Source organism: Rhizobium sp. Leaf262, assembly GCF_001422245.1.
In the GTDB taxonomy this organism is placed as follows: domain Bacteria; phylum Pseudomonadota; class Alphaproteobacteria; order Rhizobiales; family Rhizobiaceae; genus Agrobacterium.
This window is the reverse complement of record NZ_LMMM01000017.1, coordinates 1-20,505: the sequence shown is the minus strand read 5'-3', so window position 1 is coordinate 20,505 and position 20,505 is coordinate 1. Positions and strand designations below refer to the sequence as shown.

Here is a 20,505-nt window from a genome sequence, read left to right as displayed (position 1 = left end):
CAGTTATCTTGAATTTTTTCATCTGACATGTCAACATTCCCGCGTCGATTGATTTTTACCATACGCTTGGAGGGGAAAAGGATGCATTCCGATCGCTACAAGAATTTTGACGAACTGGCCGGGTCTGAAGATGCAAACGCCTTCCGTATCGAGGCAGAAAAACGGAATTCCAGTATCTGCGTGCTTGCTCCCCATGGCGGAAAGATTGAGGTGGGAACGTCTGAGTTGGCCCGAGCAGTGGCTGGCAATCGTCTCAGCTACTACCTGTTTGAGGGCCGAAAACCGAAGGGCAATCGGGACCTCCACGTGACATCTGCGAACTTCAATGAGCCGCAGGCGGTAGCTGTCGTCGAAAGCAGTGATGTTGCCCTAGCAATGCATGGTTGCGAAGGCGATGATGAGGTGATCTATCTCGGGGGAAGACACGAGAAACTGGCAGCAAGCATCGCAAAAGCACTTTCGAACCGAGGCTTCTCGGTAGGGACTCACAAGAACCCTGCATTGCAAGGGATCGATCGATCAAACATCTGTAACCGCGCAAAACTCGGAATGGGTGTGCAATTCGAAATCACCCGCGCCCTTCGCGTTCGGTTGACTGATAAAAAGGGCCACTTAACGGGGCCCTCGCTCAAGGACTTTGTCGATGCGATCAACGAAGGAATGAGCCAATGAAGGCGCGTGATCCATGACCCTCGTCGTTGAACACCTACCTCGTATCTTTCAAGCGAACCTCGACCGGCTATTTGTGCGCGTCATCCAACCGACCATGGACGCGCTGGTGCTTCATCCTGTCCTCGAACAGGGCGAAGCCGCATCGATGAATGAGTTTCTGGATCGCGCCGCCGCCCAGGTCGACAATTACACGGCAAACGAGGCCGCCAAATCGTTTGTGCTAACGTTGGCTGCGGTCTTCGAACGGCAGCTTAGCATCTGGGCAACGTCGACGGGGACGAAGGCACTCGGGAAGCTGCGCGGTTTCCAAGAGCACCTGCAGGCCTGCGCTCAGCACGCGAGCGTCAATTTGGCGACCGACGATCTTGGCGCCGAGCTCGACGAAATGTTCACGGTGGCCAATGTCATACGCCATGGCGAGGGACCGTCATGCGAGCGCCTTCTTACCATAGCGCCCGCACTTTGGGACCGCACCATCGCAGAATATCGTGACCTTGTGCCAGGGCTCCCGCGGCCGAGCGAAATGCTCAGGATCAGAAGGAACGACCTCGTCCGCTATATCAGGGCGACGACGAGGTTCTGGGGCCGGGCGGACCCTTTACCGATGGCGGTAACCGATCCGCCATACTGGTCGAGCTGATTGTGCGGAGGACAAACGATTGGGCGACGACGACTACATGAATGAAGAATATCACGACCGGCCGTGCTATCGCCCGGTCGCCGAAATCGGCCCGGGAGAGCTTGCCGACGCTTTGAAGACCCTTGCCGGCTTTTCCGAGAACACCGTTCTCGTGATGCAGGCGCACCAGCTCGGGATGGTCGACAATCTTTTGAACGCGCTGGAAGACGAGGTCATGCGCCACCAGGCCGATGACGATCCGCCACGCGAACAGATGGCTTTGCTCGGCGCCATGTCGCCGATGTGGATCTATGCGGCCTATGAGCTGCAAAGGACTTGGCGCCAACGCTGCGAGGAGGTGATCAGGCTGGCCGACAATGGCGGGCTTGACTACAAGGCGAGCCATCTCGAGCGCGATCTCGGCTATCGGCATTATGACCGCGAACTGAGGGCGCAGCAGCTCCGCGATGCGCAGCAGCGGCCGGAGCTGGTCGAGCAGATGCGCGCCGACCTGCGGCGCACGGAAATCGCCTTCACCATGCTGGAATTCATCCGGGTTTGCCAGATACCGGTGCTCAGGACGCGAATAGTGTCTTCGATCGCCTGTAGGAAGGCTGGAAGGTTGCTTTCCTGCTGAAATGGTGTTCGGAAAGCCGGCCTATTGAACGCCCGCGCACTCGATTATCTACTCGGTGATCCGGGTGCAGATCCATTCGAGGGGGATGAGGACGGAAGTCTCGCTATCAAATATGATGCGGCCTCCGCACAGATGCGCATCGGCGATGAGACCTTCTGGATCTCCAGGCGGTGGCGAGAGCCTGGCGGCAAGGGAAAGATTTATGTTGATCAGGAGCCGATGCTCGCGCGCGAGTTTCAGCATTGGCTCCTCGGCAAGCTTGGAATCCCGCTCCTAAATTTTCCCAAGGGCAACCCAATGTCCGGCCAGACATGGCCCGAGCTTAGCTTCCGGATGTTGTTGCGCCACATATATCGTCGTCAAGGCTTCTGGACCGATCTTGCCGATCGGCAGCCTGAAGGAGAGCAACTGGCCTGCGTCTTGCAATTCTTAGGGCTTGCCGAGCACGTCTTCAGTCCGGACTACGGTAAGCTCGTTGAACATGAGTTGAAGGTCGAGAAGCTGACGGCGCAGCGTGAAAACTACGCGACCACGCTAAACCAATTGTCGCGCGAACTTCTCTCAGAGAGTGACATCAAGCTTGATGTCAGCGTCGTTACAATTGCGGCCGCGAAGGAAAGATTAGAAACTCGTCGACAGCAACTTCTTAAAGAACGGGATGAACTCCTGTCGAACACTGCGGACGTCGTCGTGCCGACCGGGGAACGAGGTCGGGTCGCGGAACTCGGCGTCTTGCGCGCCACAGCAGCTGTAAAGATCGAAGAGATTAGTCGCCGACAAATTGGAGCTAAGGAGCGTCTAGACGAGATCAAACGCTATCGCGCGGACCTTGCCGAGGAGATCGAGCGGATGGATCGCGCAGCGGATGCCGGCGTGATCCTCGCTGATCTGCGGATAACGCATTGCCCCGCCTGTGATCAGACCGTTGGGGCAATGGCACGACACAGCCATGATTGCTTCTTGTGCCATCAGCATCTGCCCGATGACCCGATGATCTAGGGAATGGGCACAGCAAGGCTGCGCTTCGAACGCGACCGCCTAGCCGGCGAACTGACGGAAGCGGACGAACTATTGGTGATGTTAGGCCGCGAAGAGGGTAAGCTGATGGCGGATAGCGAAGTCGCGGAGACCACGCTGCGTTCAATCGATCGCGAGTTGGCTCCAGCACGCTCTGCTGTTGGGGCGCTGGCACAGGATGAGATCAGCAAAATCGATATGACGTTGGGCCAACTCGATGAGCGGGACCAGCAACTTGACCGAGTAACTGATGCGCTCGGCGTTGGCCTAGAACTTACGCGACAGATCAGCGAACTCGAAAAGCTGATCGAGCCACTAGAGGTAAGCGTTGCGGAGTCCACCCGTGCCATTGATTTCGATGATGCGGCCGAACAGCTTGAGGTGGGCATGAATGCCTATCTAGAAGCCTTGAATCAACTGCAGCCTCAAACATGGCGACACAGTCCTGTGCGCGTCGAACTCTCAGGCCGATCTTTTCGCCTGCTCGTTGGCCGGCGCCTGTGGTCCAAGGCACTCGGCGGGACAGACTCCCTCTATTTCCTTATGTCCTATCACTACGGGCTTCTCACGCTCTCCACGATCGAGGGGCGCCACTATCCCGGCTTCGCGATCATAGATGTGCCCGGTGATTTCTTGGGGGAGAAGATCGGCGACAAAGAAAACTTCATCGTCCAGCCCTTTATCGACCTACTTGGGAGGGAGGAATATGCCGGGGCGCAGCTAATAATCACCGGCGCATCTTTCGATGGCCTCGCCCGCGCTCATTTCCAGCGCCTGAACCAAGTTCATGTCGCATGAACCCAGTTGGAGAAGGGTGAACGCGATTTGTCTAACAAGTTGCTGAGCAAGAAGACTGCTGCCAAACGGGTCTCCTATAAATTCTGGCAACTTAATGGCTCGGAAATTCTGAACTAAGCCATCACAAAGAATAGAAGGAAGGATTTAAAGCACCCCCCAAGCTCGAAACCTCCCCCTCCCCGTCATCTCCCGCAAGCCCAGCTCCTCGACAATCCGCAGCGCTGCCCGTGGCGTGACGGCAAGTTCGTTGGCGATCATGCCGGCAGACACCAGCGGCCGGGAAATCACCAGTTCGATCAGCTCCGGCAGTTTTGACGATGTGCGCTTCCCGACCAACCGCCGCTCCATCATTGTTCGCGCAAGTAGCAACCGGTCATGTTCCTTGAGGCCGAGCTCTGCCGCGGCGATGATGCCCGCGAGAATGGCCAGCAGCCGGGTTTCGCGGTCGCGATGCCGGCGGCGATCGACGGCAATGGTTTTCAGGCCGAGATTGACGGCGGGCAGATGCGCACCGGTGGTGATGCCGGCTTGGCGCAGGAGGGAGGCGGACAGCAGCCGGCCGAGCCAGGGCGCATGCTGCAGCACCGACAATTCATTCCAGGCATCGAGGGCGACAATCGTCTGCAGCACCGCCGGCAGATGTTCGGCCTGCTGCAACACCCCGCGCCATTCGTCCAGTCGTTCGTCCTCGTCCCAGTCGAGATCATAGACCAAGGGATCTTTTTCCCGCCCGCCGGCGCGGCCGGGCCGCTTCGCCTGTTCGATGGCTGCCTCCGATCGGGCGAGAACCGCATCGATAGCGGCGAACTCGGCGTCGAGCGGGTTGGCGTTATCGTCACCGTCCTCTTCCTCCCCTGCTCCGGCTGCATCGACAACCTGCTCGCCGGTGTCAATCGCCACAGTGCCGTCGGCGCCATGTGACGCTGCAGGCGTGCCGGCGACGAAGTCGTGTCCGCGCAGGCTGCGGAGACCGTCAGGGCTGAGCGCCCAGCCAGATGACTGAGAGGCGATGCGCCGGCGGGTGCGCAAAACATCGCGGGCGATGGTCAGTTCGTGGGTCGGCGTGCGAATATCTTTTGCGGCGTCATGGAGGACGAGGTCTTCGAGATGCACGAGTTCACCGTCGATCCACAGCGAAGCGCAGGCGTCCGCGAAATTTCGGCGTTCGATCCAGCCCTGACCGACCGGTGAGCGGGCGATGCGCTCGTCGAGACGCGTCAGTGCGACGCCGACATTGAAAGCCGGCCATCAGGTTGTCATGCTGATTTTCGAACAATCGTAAGACATTGAAATCATAGTTAACAGTCATTTAAATGAAAGCTATCTCGGCGTTACGATTCAGCACGTGGTATGATTGCCGGTTGGCGCTCTAACCATCGATAAGTACCTCTTATCGATGGTGATCAGACTCTCTGGTTGACCACATCGGTTAAGAACCGTATTTTGTGCGAAACGCGTTCATTGGAGAGACCATGAGCACCACCGTCAAAGTATCTGAAGCCAAGGCCCATCTGTCCGAACTGCTGGTGCGGGTCGAAGCCGGCGAGGATGTGATTATTTCGCGTGGCAACGACCCGATCGTTCGCATGTCGAGGATCCGTAAGGAGAGCGATCTGCAACTGCTGATGAACGAAGTTCGAGCTGCACGATCACGGGCGATGCCATCGACGCATGACGAAATCTTGTCCTGGCGCGACGAGGGCCGTCGCTGATGACTTTTATTATCGATGCATCGATGGCAGCCGCGTGGCTTCTGCCGGAAGAGTTTTCGACGGAAGCTGAAGATGTCATTGGCTCGATAGCAGCACCTTGCCCTATTCCATCCCTGTTCTGGTTCGAAATCAGAAACATTCTGGCAATGTCAGAGCGGCGCGGTCGGATCGGGGCGGGCGATGCACTTGTTGGAATGGAGCGGGTCAGACGTCTGCCTTTGGATGATGCCGGTATAGGCAGCGATGGATTGGTCCTTCTGCTAGCGAGCAAACACACTCTCAGTGCTTACGACGCCGCCTATCTTGCACTTGCCATGAACAGGAGCTTGCCAATTGCCACGCTGGACCGCAAGCTTGCCGCAGCGGCCCGAAAGCAAGATGTCCGGATTTTGGGTCCACTCGCTCATGGCGACTAATAATAGGACGATTTCTGCGCGGGCGGAAGAACTTGATACCATAGCGGCCGTGTTGCCGATTGAGCGGCGTGATGAACTTGCGGAGCTTTTGACCGATCAAGATATCGAGACGCTTCGACACCTGGTCAATGAGGGCATGGGTGCCAACACGCTGCGGGCACTGACGTCTGACCTTGCCTATCTACAGGCTTGGTCGCTAGCGGCAACCGGAGCCTCACTACCCTGGCCTGCACCCGAAGCTCTTCTGCTCAAATTCGTCGCCCATCATCTGTGGGATCCCGAAAAGCGTATCAGTGATCTGGGTCACGGAATGCCGCAGAACGTCGATCATCTCCTGCGGGGGCAAGGGTTTCTGAAATCTGTTGGGCCTCACGCACCCGATACGGTCCGCAGGCGGCTGGCAAGTTGGTCGACGTTAACAAAATGGCGCGGCCACCAAGGGGTATTCTCCTCCCCTGCCCTCAAGCAGGCGATACGCTTGGCCGTCCGTGCCACCCCGCGTCCGCGAAAACGCAAAAGCGCCAAGGCCGTGACCGGCGACGTGCTGGCGAAATTGCTGGCGACCTGCAGCACCGATAGCCTGCGCGATGTCCGTGACCGGGCAATTTTGATGGTGGCGTTTGCCTCCGGCGGTCGTCGGCGCAGCGAAATCGCTGGGCTGCGTAAAGAGCAGTTGACCGTCGAGGCCCCGATTGCGGTCGACAACGCCCCTCCCCTCCCCTCGCTTTCGATTCATCTCGGCCGGACAAAAACGTCTGGAAGTGAAAACGACGACGTTGTTTATCTAACGGGGCGGCCGGTCGATGCATTGAATGCATGGATGACGGCCGCGCGCATCGATAGCGGAACCATTTTCCGCAAGATCGATCGCTGGGGAAACCTGTCCAAACATGCGCTGGAACCGGGCGCCATCAACGCGATCCTGAAACAGCGTGTGGTTATGGCCGGGCTGGAGCCGGGGGAGTTTTCCGCTCACGGCCTGCGATCCGGATATCTGACGGAGGCCGCGAACCGGGGCATTCCCCTCCCCGAGGCTATGGAGCAATCACGCCATCGCTCCGTTCAGCAGGCATCCAGCTACTACAACAACGCCACACGGCGCAGCGGTCGAGCCGCGAGAATGCTGTAATGATAAGGCTCGGAACTTAGTCCATGACAATCTTGTTCAAAACGACGATCACTGAAGATAAGGCATTTGCAAAGATCGAGGCAGCGCTGAACACCGGCCGCGAATACGACGGCTACTTCAGTGTCGCGGACGATGACGGCGAGACACCTCTGTCTTGGGGACCCTCGATGAGCGCTGAAGAGTTTCTCGCGAAAGTCAGAGAAATGCTGGAAGTAACGTGGAATGCAGCCCGGTTTTGGGTTGTCTATGACCGTCAAGAGGATCGTGGAGATCCTGATGCCATCGCGATGCGCAATGCAGCGTTTCGTATCACGCGCGGCTACAACGGCGTCATCATAGCTTCGTTAAGTCTCCTGGGACGGAAAGACGCTCTCCAAGATCTCGAGCTGATTTTCGTCTGTTTCAGAGAAGATTTCCAACGTCGCAACTTTAGAATTCGCTTTGAGAACAAACCCATTACACCCCAGTGATGCGGAGCCAGCTTTGCACCGATTTTGTTGAAAAAGTTGTTGGATTGGCTGCTCATCCTCCCCTTTTGTTTTGGGGTGGATCACCATGATGATCTAATCTGTCGAGCGACAGCTGGTGCCCGGTTTCAGCGGGGTCGATTGGATCGTGACATTTTGGCCGCCTCCACAAATACCAGCACGTTAAAGCCCTCCCCTGCATCGAAGCGGTTGTCATCCAGAAGGTCGTTGCCCTGCGCTTCCATAAACCACTTTGCCGTATCCGCATCGTAAAGCTCCGCAATAGTCGCCTCTATCCTCGTTTTGACCTCGCTCAAAGCCTCAAGGTTTCCCGGCTTTCGTGTATTAGGGGGTCGGTTCCGGCTGGGGGCGGAATGACACTCTAAGCCGACGTTTCCTTGGGCCAGAGGCCAGGCTTCGGATTGCTACCTTGTCAAGATGGACGCCTAGGGTCGAAGCTGGTCACATGAAATATCTCATTCGTTTCGTGTTCTGGCTCCTTGTCATTCCGTCCGCCTTGATTGTTCTTGCCTCAGTCGTTTTCCTGGTCTTCTCGGTCTGGCCCCGTTACGACCCGGCAGATGAGGCGCCAAAGCCAATCCAGGTCACGATCGGAATGACAGTTCGCGAGTTCATCGCTGTGAACGGCGTGAGGATCGGGCCGCAGGAACCGAACGGTTATACGATTGATGCCGACAAGCTTGTCGATTGGATGCCGATCATGTTTACCGACAACTGGATCATACCCAAATTTACGGATGGCGCGCAAAGCTTCACGATGCCTCCTGGCCGAACCCTGCACATCTCTCAGCTGGCAGGGCGGATCACAGGCGTCGCCTTCCGACCGTTCGACTTTCCCAAGCCCTTGTCCGAGGTGACGGCCTATGCCGATCAGCTGATCGGCGAGCTTCGGGCCAGCGGATGGCGTGCCTCAGGAAAGGCACAAGTGCCGCGCTCGGTCGAAGATTTGGATTTCGCTGGCAAGGCGTTATTTGGCGAACATATCTCGGCCAACGGCTCCATTCTTCAGATCAATATCCGCGACTATGGCCTTGCGCCGATAAGCGAGAGCTGGATCATCGACCCGTTCGCAGCGCCGCTCGAGGAGACGCGAACCTATCTGCTGCAGGTCACGCTCGACGAAGAGGCCAGGGAAAGCTACAGCGAGCGCATCTATCCCCGCCGCATTTTCCTGAACGGCAACCAGAAAGACGAGCTTCCGATGCGTGCCTGGATTGATGATCCGGACTGGACGCCCCAGAGCGTAGGCATGGTACCGGTCCCGCCTGAAAAGCGTGCGCCGATCGATGCTACCGATTGTGTGATGCCGGAAAAGGGAGCCCTCCCAGCGCCGCGCTAGACTAGGTCGCGCACTCATAAACCGGGTTTGTAAATTGGTGATCTCACCGATTTCGAATGGACTGTTATTGCGCCCTTGTTGCCGAATAAGCCGCGCGGCGTGCCACGGGTTGACGACAGGCGGGTGATCAACGGCATCTTGTGGCCCTTCCAGACTGGCTTGTGATTAGGCGTGCGGAAATGGCCCCGTCAGCGTGAGAAATAACAAGGCGTTATCATGCGTATCGGCGTCGGGACCCCCTGCTGATTTACACCTTTCCAAAGCGGACTCAAAAAAACGGATATCGCGGCCGATCTTGTTGCCGAAGGACGGTTCCCGATGAAGACCGTCTCAGACACGGTGGGCATCTCCCGCTCGAACCTTGTCGAGCGGTTGAGAGGCAGATCAAAGCCACGCGGAGCCTACTGCAAGGCCGAGGATGCAGAGCTTCTGCCCGCCATTCGCAGGCTGGTGGATCAAAGGCCGACCTATGGCGGATCGCCGCGCTCCTCAATCGCGAAAGGCGAGCCGCCGATCAGCCTGTCGTCAACGCCAAACGGGTTCATCGCATCTAGGCAACCATGCCATGCTGCTGGAGAAACATACGGCCGTTCGCAAAGGTCGCATCCATGATGGCAAGGTCATGGTCATGCGCTCTAACCTGCGCTGGTGCTCCGACGGACTGGAGTTCACCTACTGGAATGGCGAGGTCATTCGTCTCGCCTTCATCATCGACGCTTTCGACCGCGAGATCATCGCTTGGACGGCAGTCGCAATTGCAGGCATCTCCGGCTCTGACGTGCGCGACATGATGCTGGAGGCAGTCGAGAAACGCTTCCGCGCAACCCGAGCCCCGCAAACCATCGAGCATCTCTCTGACAATGGCGACCGGGCCAATGTGCCTCAGTCCAACACTGATTCTCTTCATCTTGGAAACTGTCGGATGAAAAGCGGCTATTTACCAGCAACTGGTTGTCAGCTGACAATTCGGCTAACCGCATGAAATGTATTATGAAATTATCTGGCCGAAAATCGTTAATTTCGGTTAACCAAAAACAGCTTGACGGTTATGCGGTCTATGAGATCATTTGCGCAAATCGCAGAGAATTGTCAGGTTTACCGTGAATGGCGAATAAGAGCGCAAAAAGCACCCCAGTCGACAAAATCGAGCGCGTCTCGATTGATAAGACTATAGCCGATGATGCCGCGAAACTCAGCAGCAATCTTCAGGAGCTTTCGGCCCGGTTGTTTTCACCTGACGCGCAAAAGGCGCTTCGCCGCTTTAGCAGCACGGAAGCCGCAAAACTGCTCGGGGTAACCGACAGCTACGTGCGGCATCTGGCGGCTCAGGAAGATTCCGTTACCTCCGAGAAGACGTCGGGTGGTCGGCGGACCTTCTCCTTGTCCGAGATCAACACCATCCGCCAGATTCTGGGTAAGACAAAACCAGCCTATCTGGCGGGACGCCGCGAGACCGAACATCTGCAGGTCATTGCGGTCACCAACTTCAAAGGCGGATCGGGTAAGACAACGACCTCGACGCATCTCGCTCAGTACCTGGCTCTGCGCGGTTACCGCGTCCTCGCCGTCGATCTCGATCCGCAAGCCTCTATGTCCGCGATGTTGGGCTACCAGCCGGAATTCGACGTTGGTGAAAACGAGACGTTGTTCGGGGCTATCCGATACGATGAGCTTCGTCGTCCGGTAGGGGAGGTGGTTCGCGAAACCTATTTCCCGGGTCTGGATCTCATCCCCGGAAATCTCGAACTTCACGAATTCGAGCACGACACGCCACGAGCCCTTGCTGAGCGCAATGGAACCGAAACTGACATGTTTTTCATGCGGGTCGGCAACGCGCTGGCGGATTTATCGGACCGTTACGACGTCGTCGTTATCGACTGCCCCCCGACCCTTGGCTTCTTGACGCTCTCGGCGCTCTGCGCTGCGACGGCCGTCCTGATAACGGTCCATCCCCAGATGCTCGACGTGGCGTCCATGAACCAGTTTCTGGCGATGACGTCTGATCTTCTTTCAGTGGTCAAGGACGCCGGCGGTAACCTGGAATATGATTGGATGCGGTATCTAGTCACGCGGTACGAGCCAAACGATGGTCCGCAAGCGCAGATCGTTGCATTCTTGCGCAGCTTGTTCGGCGATCGTGTGCTCACGTCCATGATGGTGAAGTCGACAGCAATTTCTGATGCTGGCCTCTCCAAGCAGACGATCTACGAGGCGGCGCGGGAATCTATGAATCGGCAGACCTACGATCGCGCGGTGGAAGCAATGGATGGGGTCAACCTCGAAGTGGAAGCTCTTCTCAAGAGCTCATGGGGGCGTGCATGAAGGGCCGTGACATTCTCAAGAATATGGTCAGTTCCGCAGGCGACGAAGCAGCGAAGGCACCCATTCAATCGCAGCCACAGCATAAGCCCGCTGGCGCAGTGCGAGCCATGAACCTGTCCCTTGGCCGTCTCGGTGATGAAGCCGCTGCGGCGAAGGAGCTGCGCTCCGCGCTTGCCGCCGGGGACAAGGTTGTCGAGTTAAGTCCGGCCCAGATCGAGGCCTCGTTCATTCAGGATCGTATCCCGACTGAAAAGGATGCCGCGCTGGATGAACTGATCGCATCCATGCGCGAAAGTGGCCAGCAGGTTCCTATCTTGGTCCGTCCGCATCCGACGAAAGACAACCAATACCAGGCGGCCTACGGTCACCGCAGACTGCGTGCGGCCATTGTTCTGGAACGGCCGGTCAAGGCGATTGTGCGCCAGCTTTCCGACGAAGAGCTTATTGTCGCGCAAGGCCAGGAAAATGGACCACGCGTCGATCTCAGTTTTATCGAGCGAGCCTTGTTCGCAAAAAGGCTCGAGCAGCATGGCTTCGATCGTGACCGGATTTCGCAAGCTCTCTCGGTCGATAAGCCTGAAACGTCGCGGCTTCTGCAGGTCTCGGATGTCATCCCGACAGAGGTCATTCTTGCGATTGGCCCGGCCTCGAAAATCGGTCGCCCACGCTGGTTGGCCTTTGCCGAGTTGCTAAGGGACAGAGCGGCCTCAAAGCGCGTGGCTGATGCTATCGCCGATGATCAGTTTACGGCAAGCGATACGAACGAACGGTTTACGCGTCTCTGGAATCAGGCTCAGGGCCCGAAAGCCTCGAAGAAGGACGCCACGGGAAAGATTCGCACGCGCAAGGGGATCGTCCTCGCATCCATCGAGCGAACGAACAAAGGCGCGAAAGTCACCATCACATCAGAAGCCTTCGCACAGTTTCTGGACGCCCAAATGGGCGATCTGGTTGAACGGTTCGAAAGAGAAAATGCTTCTGAAACAGATCATTAGGTTGATTGTCAGCTGACAATTGATCGCAAACAGGAGATTTAAACCGCAAAAGAAAAAGGCCCCCAAACGTTACCGTCGTGGAAGCCCTTCTCAATGTGTCGCAACGAGAGAATCGCATTTCCCCGAATCCCAGTCAAGAGTCTTTGGCGCTGTTTTGGCGAGCAAATTTCTTTTGCCTTTTAGAGGGTGAGAGAATGGAGACAGGAAGTGTGACGACGCCTTTTGGGCGGCGGCCAATGACGCTTGCCTTGGTGAAGCGCCAGGTGGCAACAAACGAGATTAAGGCTGGCAAGACAGCCGAAAAATGGAAAGTCTTCCGTGACGCCTCGGAAGCGAGAGAAGAGCTCGGCTTGCAGTCAAACAGCCTGGCTGTGCTCGACGCGCTTCTGAGCTTCTATCCGGAAAACGAATTGCGCCAGGACGCGCAGCTCATCGTGTTTCCGTCAAACGCGCAATTGATCCTCCGAGCCCACGGCATGGCAGGCGCTACGCTGCGCCGACATCTGGCGCTTCTGGTTGATGCTGGTCTGATCATTCGCAAGGATAGTGCCAACGGCAAGCGCTACGCGCGGAAGAATGGCGCCGGCGAGATCGAAAACGCTTTCGGCTTCGACCTTTCTCCAATCCTTGCCCGATCTGAGGAACTCGCTGTCATCGCACAGAATGTTGTTGCTGCTCGTTCCGCTTTCCGTAAGGCGAAAGAGAACCTGACAATCTGCCGCCGGGATGTCCGCAAGCTCATCACTGCAGCGATAGAGGAGGGGGCTGACGGCGACTGGATGGCGATCGAGGCTATGTACATCGATCTCGTCTCCCGCATTCCACGCTCTCCAACGATCGCTGATGTCGCCAGTATCCTCGATGAACTCGAGCTTCTGCGCGAGGAAATCCTTAATCTGTTGGATACACAGTCAAATTCGGAATTTAATAGCACCAATGCCGCTCATATTGAGCAGCACATACAGAATTCAAAATCCGAATCCTTCAATGAACTTGAACCTAGCTCTGAAAAAGAGCAGGGCGAAAAGCCGAGCAAGAACCGTGGGCCTAGCAATGAGACGCTGAAGGCCTTTCCTCTGGGTGTTGTGCTGAAGGCCTGCCCACAGATTATCGACTATGGTCCGGCTGGCACTGTGGGTGGTTGGCGCGATCTCATGTCGGCCGCCGTCGTGGTGAGATCGATGCTGGGTGTAAGCCCGTCCGCCTATCAGGAGGCGTGCGAAACCATGGGGCCGGAAAATGCAGCGGTTGCGATTGCCTGTATCCTGGAGAGGGCAGGGCACATCAATTCGGCTGGTGGCTATCTGCGTGATCTCACCAACCGGGCGGCGCGTGGCGAGTTTTCGCTCGGGCCGATGGTGATGGCACTGCTGAGGTTGAACGGGGAAGCTGGAAAGCGGTCGGCGTGATGACCATTGACAGAAACGCGTACGATCCCCCATAACTACCCCAATGGGTTATAATCACGATACAAAGAATTGGTGAAACATCGCTTTTCGCCAAACAGGCAACGGCTCTGTTCACGGACGACGAGCGCAAGTATCTGATTGATTTTCTGGCGACCCATCCACAGGCCGGTGATGAAATACCGGGTGCGGGTGGTGTCCGAAAGCTGAGATTTGGGGCCAAGGGTAAAGGCAAACGGGGCGGCGCACGCGTTATTTATTACTGGTACAGCGACGACGCGCCCATCTATGCGCTTCTCGTCTACGGCAAGAGCGAAAAGACGGATTTGAAGCCGGAAGAGGCCAAGGCGGTTGCTGCATTCGCAAAGGCGATCAAAGCGACGTACAGGAGCAAACCATGAGCGAGACGACAAAATTCGGCGAGGATTTGATTCAGGCTATGACCGAAACTCTTGGTCATGTGCAGGGCAGGGACCCTGCGGGAATGCGTGTCACTGCCGTTGATCTGGAAACTGTTGACGCGAAGGCGATCCGCCAAAAGCTGCATCTGACGCAGGATGAAATGGCTGCTTTCCTTGGGACGAGCGCTTCGGGGTACAAAAAGTGGGAGCAAGGGGCTCGACAGCCATCAGGTGCTGCTCGAACGCTTCTGCGTGTGATGGAGAAGGAGCCTGAGGCGGTGCTGCGAGCGCTGTCCGGTTGATGATGCGCACAGTGCGCTCGCAGTCAGCGTAGTGTATCGTGACCCCATAAGGCAGAACAAGAGATCCTCTATCCTCTTGGATATTCCTCCGGCTGATCAACTCGTTCGTTAACGTATCGAAACACTGTTAACCGCGATAAACGTTTCAGACCCCAGCTGATCTTTCCTCATGTCTCAATATACGCCAGAGTTGGGCAGCAGCCAGTGCCCTGGCACCTTTCATAACACAGATGTATGATCACGATTGTAGGGAGATTTTGATGGCGTTTTTCAAGAAGTTCATGGCCGCTACGGCGCTTGTTTTCGTTTTGCAAAATCCGCTCGCAGTCGGGTTCGTGTCTCGTCCGGCATTTTCACAGACTGTTTCGGAAGCGGCGGTATCTGAAGAGGTCACGGCCAAGCTGAACACCTATGTTGGATTTTTGAACCGGACGCTCAGAGCATTAGAGTCGCTGGAGAGGTACGACAGTTGGGTGGATATGAAAAAGGGACCCACTGGCAAAGAAAGGATCATCTACGGCCTGTACTCGCTTTACGACGTCCGAGATGAAGCTTCTGCCGCGATCGCCGCTACGCAGGCAGCCCCCAAGATGCCAGAGCTTGATGCTGCAATGGCCGCCTATGTCGAGACGTACCAGCAGCTTGCGCCCGTCATTGAGCGCGCCAACAAATATTACGAGAGACAGGACTACAAGAGCGATAAGATGGAGGCNGGCCGCCTATGTCGAGACGTACCAGCAGCTTGCGCCCGTCATTGAGCGCGCCAACAAATATTACGAGAGACAGGACTACAAGAGCGATAAGATGGAGGCTGGCAAGGGCTTCCATAAAGAGATAGCTGCGCTTGCTCCCGCATTTGAGGAGCGTCGCAAGACGGTAGATGCCGCGCTCCGCACGGAGAAGGTGAAAGCGGATCTGGCATCACTGGCCGCGCTGGAACAAAGCGAGGGTAAGAAGTCTCGCTGGCATGTCCGCAACGTGATGTTTCGTGCAGAAGCGGTGATGGATATGATGCCGACAAATGAGCGTCCAGTCGTGAAGATGACCAATTTCAAACAAGCACTGGATGACTATTCTGGCGCAGTGCGGGAGTTCGATGATTATTCGCTGGAGCATCCCGATTCGTTCCACGTTTTTGAATCGCAGCCGGCGTCGCTCTTATCGAAGTTGCGTGATTTCGACGAAAAGCTGGAGAAGGCAAAAGGCGACGCTCGCAAAGGGGCTGGTGAGGATATGCAGTGGCTGGTGTCTGACTACAATACAATGGTAAGCACGGCCCAGACAGCCACGACGTTTGCCAAGGATTAGGTTAGAAGAAAGCAGTCCTGTCCATTTGAGTGCCACTTGTCGAGTGGAGAAAAGCTGAAAGCGGTTAGTGCAATGCGTGAAACTCGGTCGATGGCCCTATAGGCCGGTTGATATACCTTAGAGATGAACCAATAAATCCTTGTGGGATTGGGAAATCAGAGCCTTTGGCTGTTATGGTTCGAGCGCTTTGATCACCAACTGGTTTCGTTTGTACCGCAGACGCATTCGAGATTCATCCTCCTCAAGGCTATTGCAGCGCAGTTGTTGCACCGCTACCTCGATTTCTCTGGCACGCGGACCATCATATGGTTCTTCTCCGGCCCAGTGTTCACATTGAGCACGACGGTCCAGAAATGCTTCGACATCGTGAGGCAGTTGGACCGTCGCAGACGCCAGAACTGCCGTCACCCAGTACGCAACTATCATCATTTCCTACCCGGCGTTCTCACTCGTCAATAATCCTGTCATCAGCGGGTGAGGTTGACTATGCTGTCTAACAAACGGCGCACCATTTCTGAGACAATATATTCCAAGAGGGATTTTTACCGAAGGTGATCAGCCACCTCAAGATATTAGCGCGGTACAGTTCCATGATCGCCGCCCTATTCTGCATTCTTTATACAGCCCAATTTGCAGGAGCCGAAATGCCATCTGAAGATTATGCCGATATCATCGCCTTCGCCTCCGATTTCTCGGGAGGTGACCCCACCATAGTAAAGCGGGTTCAGGAGATGGCGGTCAACCCACCCACAGCTATGGAGACCGTCGGATTTTACGGGGTGGAGGATTACCCTGCGCGTCATCGGTTGTTTCTTGCCACCGTCAATCTGTTGGACAATGGAGGCAAGCTCCACTCGGTGGAAGATAAGTACACCAGCGACATTTTCTCGATCTGGCAGGAAGCTGGCATTCTAAACCAGACCGCGCTCGGCCCTGTCGCGAATGCCGTTTTCGGTCCTCTGATCATTGGAGAACAACCGACGGGACCGATAAGCGCTTATCGTGACCTCGTCTGGGCTCAATATGCCGAGGCCACAAACGAGTTGGAGCAGAGCATCCAAGAAAGCGGTAAGGTTCTGCTGTCGATTGATGCGACGGACGGCGATACAATGTTCTTCGCGCTCGTACCTCCCGAGATCGCTGACCGTTGGCGCGACAAGGCTTTAAGCGAACACGAAGGATATCGCTCAGGTGTCCGTTCTGCGATGTGGGACCGCCTCTGGGTCAACCTGTGTTACTCTACCCGAGGAATGATGGCTGCCGATGACCAAAAAGGCCTTCCACCCGGCACTCGCGAACGAGACGACGCGATTCCGTTCGCGAAATGAACATGTGTTATTCGGCAGCTCTGAATCCCTAAGCTCAAAAGATCGCGTGGCGGTGTTTTACCAAGTCCGGTGACAGGCCGCGCGCAAGCAGATCGTATCAATATTTCGAATCGGTATCGACAAACCGATTCAAAACTGTCGTTGGACATCCGCCGTCAGTTTTTCGATTCTGTTGGGATGAGCACACAGCCCAACCGTGTCTATATCGAACGAATTGACGACCACCGAAACATGGCGCGGTACTACGTGCTCGACATAACATCCACTCTGTTTGGAGACGTGTGTCTCACGCGGACCTGGGGCAGGATCGGCTGCCGGGGCCAAAGCAAGACACAGCTCTTCGCGCGAAGGGAGGACGCGCTGATCGTGTTCCTTGACATTCTGCGACAAAAGACGATCCGCGGCTACCTGGCGCCCGCGGTTTTAGATGGCTCAGTTCGGTAGGGGAGGGGAGAGCGGGCGGCCCATTTTCGGACTTGGAGGGATGGGAGATCGTCCAGGCGTCACCATATCCTGGCGCAAAAGCCGTCAGGCTCGAACGCCTTCAAATCGACAGCGTACGCATTAAACGCTGATCAACTTGCCTGACACTTGAAGCAAATTGCGTTCATTCGATTCAAAGCTTGATAAATGCGATTCTCTTTTCTGGAAAAGCGTTGATGGCATCGTTGGATGTCTGTGCTTCAGACGCTGCGGAAATTTAAGCAATGTTCCGGTGTCAGACGTCGGCGATGACTAAGCCGCGGTGAACGAGATCGCGGCCGACGGTTCGGCATCGAAACGGCAGTCTGTTGGCAACGTGCCGGCACTTGTCCCGGACGTCGAACTTGCCGATCTCGATGATGCATCGCTCGCTTTGCCGATGTTGGTGTGATCGTCATCAGGAAGAGCGGCCGGATTCCGGCCGTCTCGGAACACCAAAAGGGCCGCTTGTCGGCCCTTTTTATTGTTTGGTTTTTTGCAGACCTTCGGCGGCCTTGACCTTCCGATCAACACCCCGGCTCGGTTCGCTGGCTNCCAAAAGGGCCGCTTGTCGGCCCTTTTTATTGTTTGGTTTTTTGCAGACCTTCGGCGGCCTTGACCTTCCGATCAACACCCCGGCTCGGTTCGCTGGCTCAGCGGCGTGAGATCGGGGTTTGGTGGCTAACCGGCCCTTGTTGAACTGGTGCGCTTGCCGCTCACGTGTCTCGCCCCGCCAAGGTTGGGGTCCGCCACTCGGTTGGATCTCAGTCGGTGCTCAGCAAGATGTCCATCACGGCCTTGCCGTCGAGTGCCTGGGCGTCAAAGAGCGCGCGCGCCAACCTGTCAAAGGCAGCACGGTTCTCAAAGATCACCTCGGTCGCGCGTGCCTGGGCGAACTCGAGCCTTTGATGGATCCGGTTTGCCAGATCCGCGTCAAGGCTGAGGATTGCGGTCGGATCCTTGTGCTCGAGATAGAGAAGCGGATAGCGACGTCCAAAGCCCAGCGTCTGCTCCATGTCGAGGCCCATGCGTGTGGCACGGGCAAGATCGCTCTGTTCGGCGCCGCCCGATCCTGCAGACGCCGTCTTGAGAACGATAAGTTCTGCGGCTCTGCCAGCCATGAGCAATGCCAGCACTCGATCATACCAGGCGCAAGTGTCTGGACCGCTACTGGCAAAGGACAGATCGTTGCGGCCGCCATCTATGCTGTCGATCGTCAGGCCCTTGATCGATCCGAGGCGCAGCGCGTGATGGACGACGGCGTGGCCGGTCTCATGGATTGCAAGTCGCCATCGTACATCGTGTGGAAGGGGCGGCCGATGACCTCTTACACCCTCCTCGAGATCGGCATAGGTGAGGGGTCGCTTGCCACGCCGCGCTGTCAGTTTTGCTTCGCGCACGATGCGTTCGACGTCAGCACCGGTCAGACCCATGGCGCGCGTCGCAAGGCGTTGAAGTGTCGCCAGTGCCGCGTCGGTCTTTCCCTGCAGGTTTCCCCCTTCGACGTCTTTGCTTCCTGATGCTTCGGTGTCACTCTCGAGGCGGATGTTCAGTTCCGTCGTCTCCATCATTGTCATTGGACCTCATCTGCGCTGGGGCGCACATAATTCGCGATGGTGTCGAGATCATCGCCCAGATGATGCGCGAGGATCCCTACGAGCGAGGGGATGTCCGGCTTTGGAATCGTGATATGGGTTTCCAAGCGACCTGATCGGCGCAGTGCCTCATCGATGGCGTCAGGTCGGTTGGTGGCGCCGACGATGACAACGCCCTCACTTTTGACCGTACCGTCGAGCAGTTCGAGCATCTTGTTGACGCAGGCATTCCAGTAGTCACCGTATTCCCTCGACGTCGAAACCCGTGATCCAATACCGTCGATCTCGTCGATGAAGAGGATGCACGGCGCCTGGGATCTGGCTTGCGCAAAGGTATCCGCCATCCGGTTCAGCACATCATGGAGATRTTCCCCCTGAAGCCAGGTCGAGACGGAGGTTACCACCAGGGGAACCTGCAGCGTGTTGCACAGTGCCCTTGCAAAGATGGTCTTACCGGTTCCCGGTGGTCCGGACAGAAGAAGCTTGGTGCTCATCTGCGACCACGCCAGTGTTTTGGCGTGGTAGTCCGCAAGATCTTGTCTGAGACCGAGCGCCCAATCCTGGGCTGGACCATAACCGGTCAGGGTCTCGACCCGCAACGACGGTTGTGCAGCGTTTGCTGTCTCACCGACGCACTCCGGGTGAATGACCTCAACCTCGGTCGGGCGCCTGTCTGCTCCCTGCTTTCTCCTGCCTTGCGATGACGAGGCGTCTTCGCCCGCCTTGCCATCCAACTTATCGCGCAACTGGCTGCTGCTCTGGCTGGCGATACGTCGCTTCGGCGCGCCATCGCCTTTTCGGTTGCCATCCTCATCGCTCTCCTGTTCACGGTTTAACGTCGCSAGCCCGACCAGCGCATCGAGACACGCTTGAAACGATCGGCCCGGCCGGATCGCGATGGCGAGGTCGTCAAGTGTCAAGGCGCCAGCATCGATCTCGGCAGTAGCGCTATTGTCGCGCGTCRCCACCTCACGGCCAAAGAYCGCTTCRAGGATRYCGGTRATCAATCTGCYATCSAGCTCCGATCCSGTAATACGGACGTCGCAGGTCAAATTGATCTGTTCCGGAACGCCTGAGGCGGTCTCGGTCAGCCCGAGAACCGGGATTGCGTGCGCGAGCGCCCACAGGATTTGCTCACGCATCGATGAGCGGCTCGGACGTTCGGCAGGGACCTGAAGAAAGACGCGCTTGGTCTCGCCGCCGACCCAACACCAGAGGTCATCGACGAAGGCAAAATTGGCAGCCATACCGACATAGGGTCCGAACGGCATAAAGTCTGTTTCCTCGATGAGGCGCGTGAAGGAGCGCTCAAAGCCCTCGACTGGAACCCCTACCGAGAAGACGGATGCCGGTTGCCGAAGGTGCATGACCAGATCACGCACCGAAACGTGCGACCCTTGCAGTGCGACGGCCAGCAATAACACGGTTGCCATGTGCTTGAGGTTTGGCACGTCACCAGCCTTGGCCACCATGCGGACGGCGTAGGCGGCGGTGCTTGCTTCAACAGCGACAGCCGTACCACCTCGCCTGATCTGCACGGGCCAGTCTGGTGTGACGTC

20 protein-coding genes and 4 pseudogenes are annotated in these 20,505 nt (G+C 56.8%); 20 read left to right on the top strand and 4 right to left on the bottom strand.

Translation table 11 applies throughout. The annotated features are described in order from the left end of the window. Positions 1-81: 81 nt before the first annotated feature. Genes ASF29_RS16335 through ASF29_RS16315 form a run of 5 tightly spaced genes read left to right on the top strand, consistent with a single transcriptional unit; the run spans position 82 to position 3,743 of the window. Positions 82-672 (top strand): poly-gamma-glutamate hydrolase family protein, encoded by a 591-nt coding sequence (locus tag ASF29_RS16335; protein ID WP_062451734.1) that lies wholly within the window; start codon positions 82-84, stop codon positions 670-672. A 13-nt stretch (positions 673-685) separates the two neighbouring features. Then, positions 686-1,312, top strand: coding sequence for a hypothetical protein (locus tag ASF29_RS16330; RefSeq protein WP_062451733.1), 627 nt, complete (start codon positions 686-688; stop codon positions 1,310-1,312). Between the two features lie 19 nt (positions 1,313-1,331). Then, complete coding sequence (locus ASF29_RS16325; protein WP_062451732.1) at positions 1,332-1,928, top strand: hypothetical protein; 597 nt, start codon at positions 1,332-1,334, stop codon at positions 1,926-1,928. 24 nt (positions 1,929-1,952) lie between these two features. Beyond that, on the top strand, positions 1,953-2,927 hold the full coding sequence (locus ASF29_RS16320) for a hypothetical protein (protein ID WP_062451731.1): 975 nt from the start codon (positions 1,953-1,955) through the stop codon (positions 2,925-2,927). Positions 2,928-2,930: 3 nt separating this feature from the next. Continuing rightward, a complete protein-coding gene (locus ASF29_RS16315; protein ID WP_062451730.1) occupies positions 2,931-3,743 on the top strand; it encodes a hypothetical protein in 813 nt (270 codons plus the stop codon). Positions 3,744-3,887: 144 nt separating this feature from the next. Here ASF29_RS16315 and ASF29_RS16310 read toward each other — a convergent pair. Next, positions 3,888-5,039 (bottom strand): annotated as a pseudogene (locus tag ASF29_RS16310) (RHE_PE00001 family protein). A gap of 176 nt (positions 5,040-5,215) precedes the next feature. On the opposite strand from ASF29_RS16310, the gene ASF29_RS16305 reads away from it, so the two are divergent. The 4 genes from ASF29_RS16305 to ASF29_RS16290 are packed head-to-tail and all read left to right on the top strand — an operon-like array spanning position 5,216 to position 7,470. After that, positions 5,216-5,455, top strand: a complete 240-nt coding sequence (locus ASF29_RS16305) for a type II toxin-antitoxin system prevent-host-death family antitoxin (protein WP_062451728.1) — start codon at positions 5,216-5,218, stop codon at positions 5,453-5,455. After that, positions 5,455-5,871 carry a type II toxin-antitoxin system VapC family toxin gene (locus tag ASF29_RS16300; protein WP_062451727.1) on the top strand — a complete coding sequence of 139 codons (417 nt, stop codon included), beginning with the start codon at positions 5,455-5,457 and terminating at the stop codon, positions 5,869-5,871. The genes ASF29_RS16305 and ASF29_RS16300 overlap by 1 nt, the downstream gene beginning before the upstream one ends. Beyond that, on the top strand, positions 5,861-7,000 hold the full coding sequence (locus ASF29_RS16295; protein ID WP_062451726.1) for a tyrosine-type recombinase/integrase: 1,140 nt from the start codon (positions 5,861-5,863) through the stop codon (positions 6,998-7,000). Before ASF29_RS16300 ends, ASF29_RS16295 begins: the two co-directional genes overlap by 11 nt. A gap of 23 nt (positions 7,001-7,023) precedes the next feature. Beyond that, positions 7,024-7,470 carry a hypothetical protein gene (locus tag ASF29_RS16290; RefSeq protein WP_062451725.1) on the top strand — a complete coding sequence of 149 codons (447 nt, stop codon included), beginning with the start codon at positions 7,024-7,026 and terminating at the stop codon, positions 7,468-7,470. A 125-nt stretch (positions 7,471-7,595) separates the two neighbouring features. On the opposite strand, the gene ASF29_RS16285 is transcribed toward ASF29_RS16290, so the two are convergent. Next, positions 7,596-7,784, bottom strand: coding sequence for a hypothetical protein (locus ASF29_RS16285; RefSeq protein WP_062451724.1), 189 nt, complete (start codon positions 7,782-7,784; stop codon positions 7,596-7,598). Positions 7,785-7,933: 149 nt separating this feature from the next. On the opposite strand from ASF29_RS16285, the gene ASF29_RS16280 reads away from it, so the two are divergent. The 11 genes and pseudogenes from ASF29_RS16280 (at position 7,934) to ASF29_RS16230 (ending at position 17,333) form a co-directional block, all read left to right on the top strand. After that, positions 7,934-8,827 carry a hypothetical protein gene (locus tag ASF29_RS16280; RefSeq protein WP_062451723.1) on the top strand — a complete coding sequence of 298 codons (894 nt, stop codon included), beginning with the start codon at positions 7,934-7,936 and terminating at the stop codon, positions 8,825-8,827. 33 nt (positions 8,828-8,860) lie between these two features. Further along, positions 8,861-8,986: pseudogene (locus tag ASF29_RS24065) on the top strand (transposase); the annotation flags it as partial. 99 nt (positions 8,987-9,085) lie between these two features. Continuing rightward, positions 9,086-9,692 (top strand): annotated as a pseudogene (locus ASF29_RS24455) (DDE-type integrase/transposase/recombinase); the annotation flags it as partial. A 239-nt stretch (positions 9,693-9,931) separates the two neighbouring features. Continuing rightward, on the top strand, positions 9,932-11,149 hold the full coding sequence (repA, locus tag ASF29_RS16270; protein ID WP_062451722.1) for a plasmid partitioning protein RepA: 1,218 nt from the start codon (positions 9,932-9,934) through the stop codon (positions 11,147-11,149). Then, entirely contained in the window at positions 11,146-12,144 is a 999-nt protein-coding gene (gene repB / locus ASF29_RS16265) for a plasmid partitioning protein RepB (protein WP_062451721.1), read from the top strand. Before repA ends, repB begins: the two co-directional genes overlap by 4 nt. Before the next feature lie 194 nt (positions 12,145-12,338). Further along, positions 12,339-13,553: a plasmid replication protein RepC gene (gene repC / locus ASF29_RS16260; RefSeq protein WP_062451720.1), complete on the top strand. Its 1,215-nt coding sequence runs from the start codon at positions 12,339-12,341 to the stop codon at positions 13,551-13,553. A gap of 50 nt (positions 13,554-13,603) precedes the next feature. Further along, the gene (locus ASF29_RS25120; protein ID WP_348271312.1) at positions 13,604-13,951 is read left to right on the top strand and encodes a type II toxin-antitoxin system RelE/ParE family toxin; all 348 of its coding nucleotides are present in this window, start codon (positions 13,604-13,606) and stop codon (positions 13,949-13,951) included. Next, positions 13,948-14,253 (top strand): type II toxin-antitoxin system MqsA family antitoxin, encoded by a 306-nt coding sequence (locus tag ASF29_RS16255; protein ID WP_062451719.1) that lies wholly within the window; start codon positions 13,948-13,950, stop codon positions 14,251-14,253. The genes ASF29_RS25120 and ASF29_RS16255 overlap by 4 nt, the downstream gene beginning before the upstream one ends. Positions 14,254-14,483: 230 nt before the next feature. Further along, positions 14,484-14,965, top strand: a pseudogene (locus tag ASF29_RS24450) (DUF3829 domain-containing protein); the annotation flags it as partial. A 1,186-nt stretch (positions 14,966-16,151) separates the two neighbouring features. Then, positions 16,152-16,889 (top strand): hypothetical protein, encoded by a 738-nt coding sequence (locus ASF29_RS16235; RefSeq protein ID WP_062451715.1) that lies wholly within the window; start codon positions 16,152-16,154, stop codon positions 16,887-16,889. A 177-nt stretch (positions 16,890-17,066) separates the two neighbouring features. Beyond that, positions 17,067-17,333 (top strand): WGR domain-containing protein, encoded by a 267-nt coding sequence (locus tag ASF29_RS16230; protein ID WP_062451923.1) that lies wholly within the window; start codon positions 17,067-17,069, stop codon positions 17,331-17,333. Positions 17,334-18,115: 782 nt separating this feature from the next. Here ASF29_RS16230 and ASF29_RS16225 read toward each other — a convergent pair. Next, positions 18,116-18,928 carry an ATP-dependent Zn protease gene (locus ASF29_RS16225; protein WP_234900431.1) on the bottom strand — a complete coding sequence of 271 codons (813 nt, stop codon included), beginning with the start codon at positions 18,926-18,928 and terminating at the stop codon, positions 18,116-18,118. Next, positions 18,925-20,505 (bottom strand): ATP-binding protein (locus ASF29_RS16220; RefSeq protein ID WP_062451714.1); only part of this gene is annotated, 1,581 nt, incomplete at its 5' end. The genes ASF29_RS16220 and ASF29_RS16225, both read right to left, overlap by 4 nt.

What these genes read in the sequence shown, in the direction of transcription:
- ASF29_RS16255 (WP_062451719.1), top strand. Translation starts at nt 13,948, where the DNA reads ATGAGCGAGACGACAAAATTCGGCGAGGATTTGATTCAGGCTATGACC.
- ASF29_RS16235 (WP_062451715.1), top strand. Translation starts at nt 16,152, where the DNA reads ATGATCGCCGCCCTATTCTGCATTCTTTATACAGCCCAATTTGCAGGA.
- ASF29_RS16300 (WP_062451727.1), top strand. Translation starts at nt 5,455, where the DNA reads ATGACTTTTATTATCGATGCATCGATGGCAGCCGCGTGGCTTCTGCCG.
- ASF29_RS16280 (WP_062451723.1), top strand. Translation starts at nt 7,934, where the DNA reads ATGAAATATCTCATTCGTTTCGTGTTCTGGCTCCTTGTCATTCCGTCC.
- repB (WP_062451721.1), top strand. Translation starts at nt 11,146, where the DNA reads ATGAAGGGCCGTGACATTCTCAAGAATATGGTCAGTTCCGCAGGCGAC.
- repC (WP_062451720.1), top strand. Translation starts at nt 12,339, where the DNA reads ATGGAGACAGGAAGTGTGACGACGCCTTTTGGGCGGCGGCCAATGACG.
- ASF29_RS16295 (WP_062451726.1), top strand. Translation starts at nt 5,861, where the DNA reads ATGGCGACTAATAATAGGACGATTTCTGCGCGGGCGGAAGAACTTGAT.
- ASF29_RS16305 (WP_062451728.1), top strand. Translation starts at nt 5,216, where the DNA reads ATGAGCACCACCGTCAAAGTATCTGAAGCCAAGGCCCATCTGTCCGAA.
- ASF29_RS16335 (WP_062451734.1), top strand. Translation starts at nt 82, where the DNA reads ATGCATTCCGATCGCTACAAGAATTTTGACGAACTGGCCGGGTCTGAA.
- ASF29_RS16330 (WP_062451733.1), top strand. Translation starts at nt 686, where the DNA reads ATGACCCTCGTCGTTGAACACCTACCTCGTATCTTTCAAGCGAACCTC.
- ASF29_RS16315 (WP_062451730.1), top strand. Translation starts at nt 2,931, where the DNA reads ATGGGCACAGCAAGGCTGCGCTTCGAACGCGACCGCCTAGCCGGCGAA.
- repA (WP_062451722.1), top strand. Translation starts at nt 9,932, where the DNA reads ATGGCGAATAAGAGCGCAAAAAGCACCCCAGTCGACAAAATCGAGCGC.
- ASF29_RS16230 (WP_062451923.1), top strand. Translation starts at nt 17,067, where the DNA reads ATGAGCACACAGCCCAACCGTGTCTATATCGAACGAATTGACGACCAC.
- ASF29_RS16225 (WP_234900431.1), bottom strand. Translation starts at nt 18,928, where the DNA reads ATGACAATGATGGAGACGACGGAACTGAACATCCGCCTCGAGAGTGAC.
- ASF29_RS16290 (WP_062451725.1), top strand. Translation starts at nt 7,024, where the DNA reads ATGACAATCTTGTTCAAAACGACGATCACTGAAGATAAGGCATTTGCA.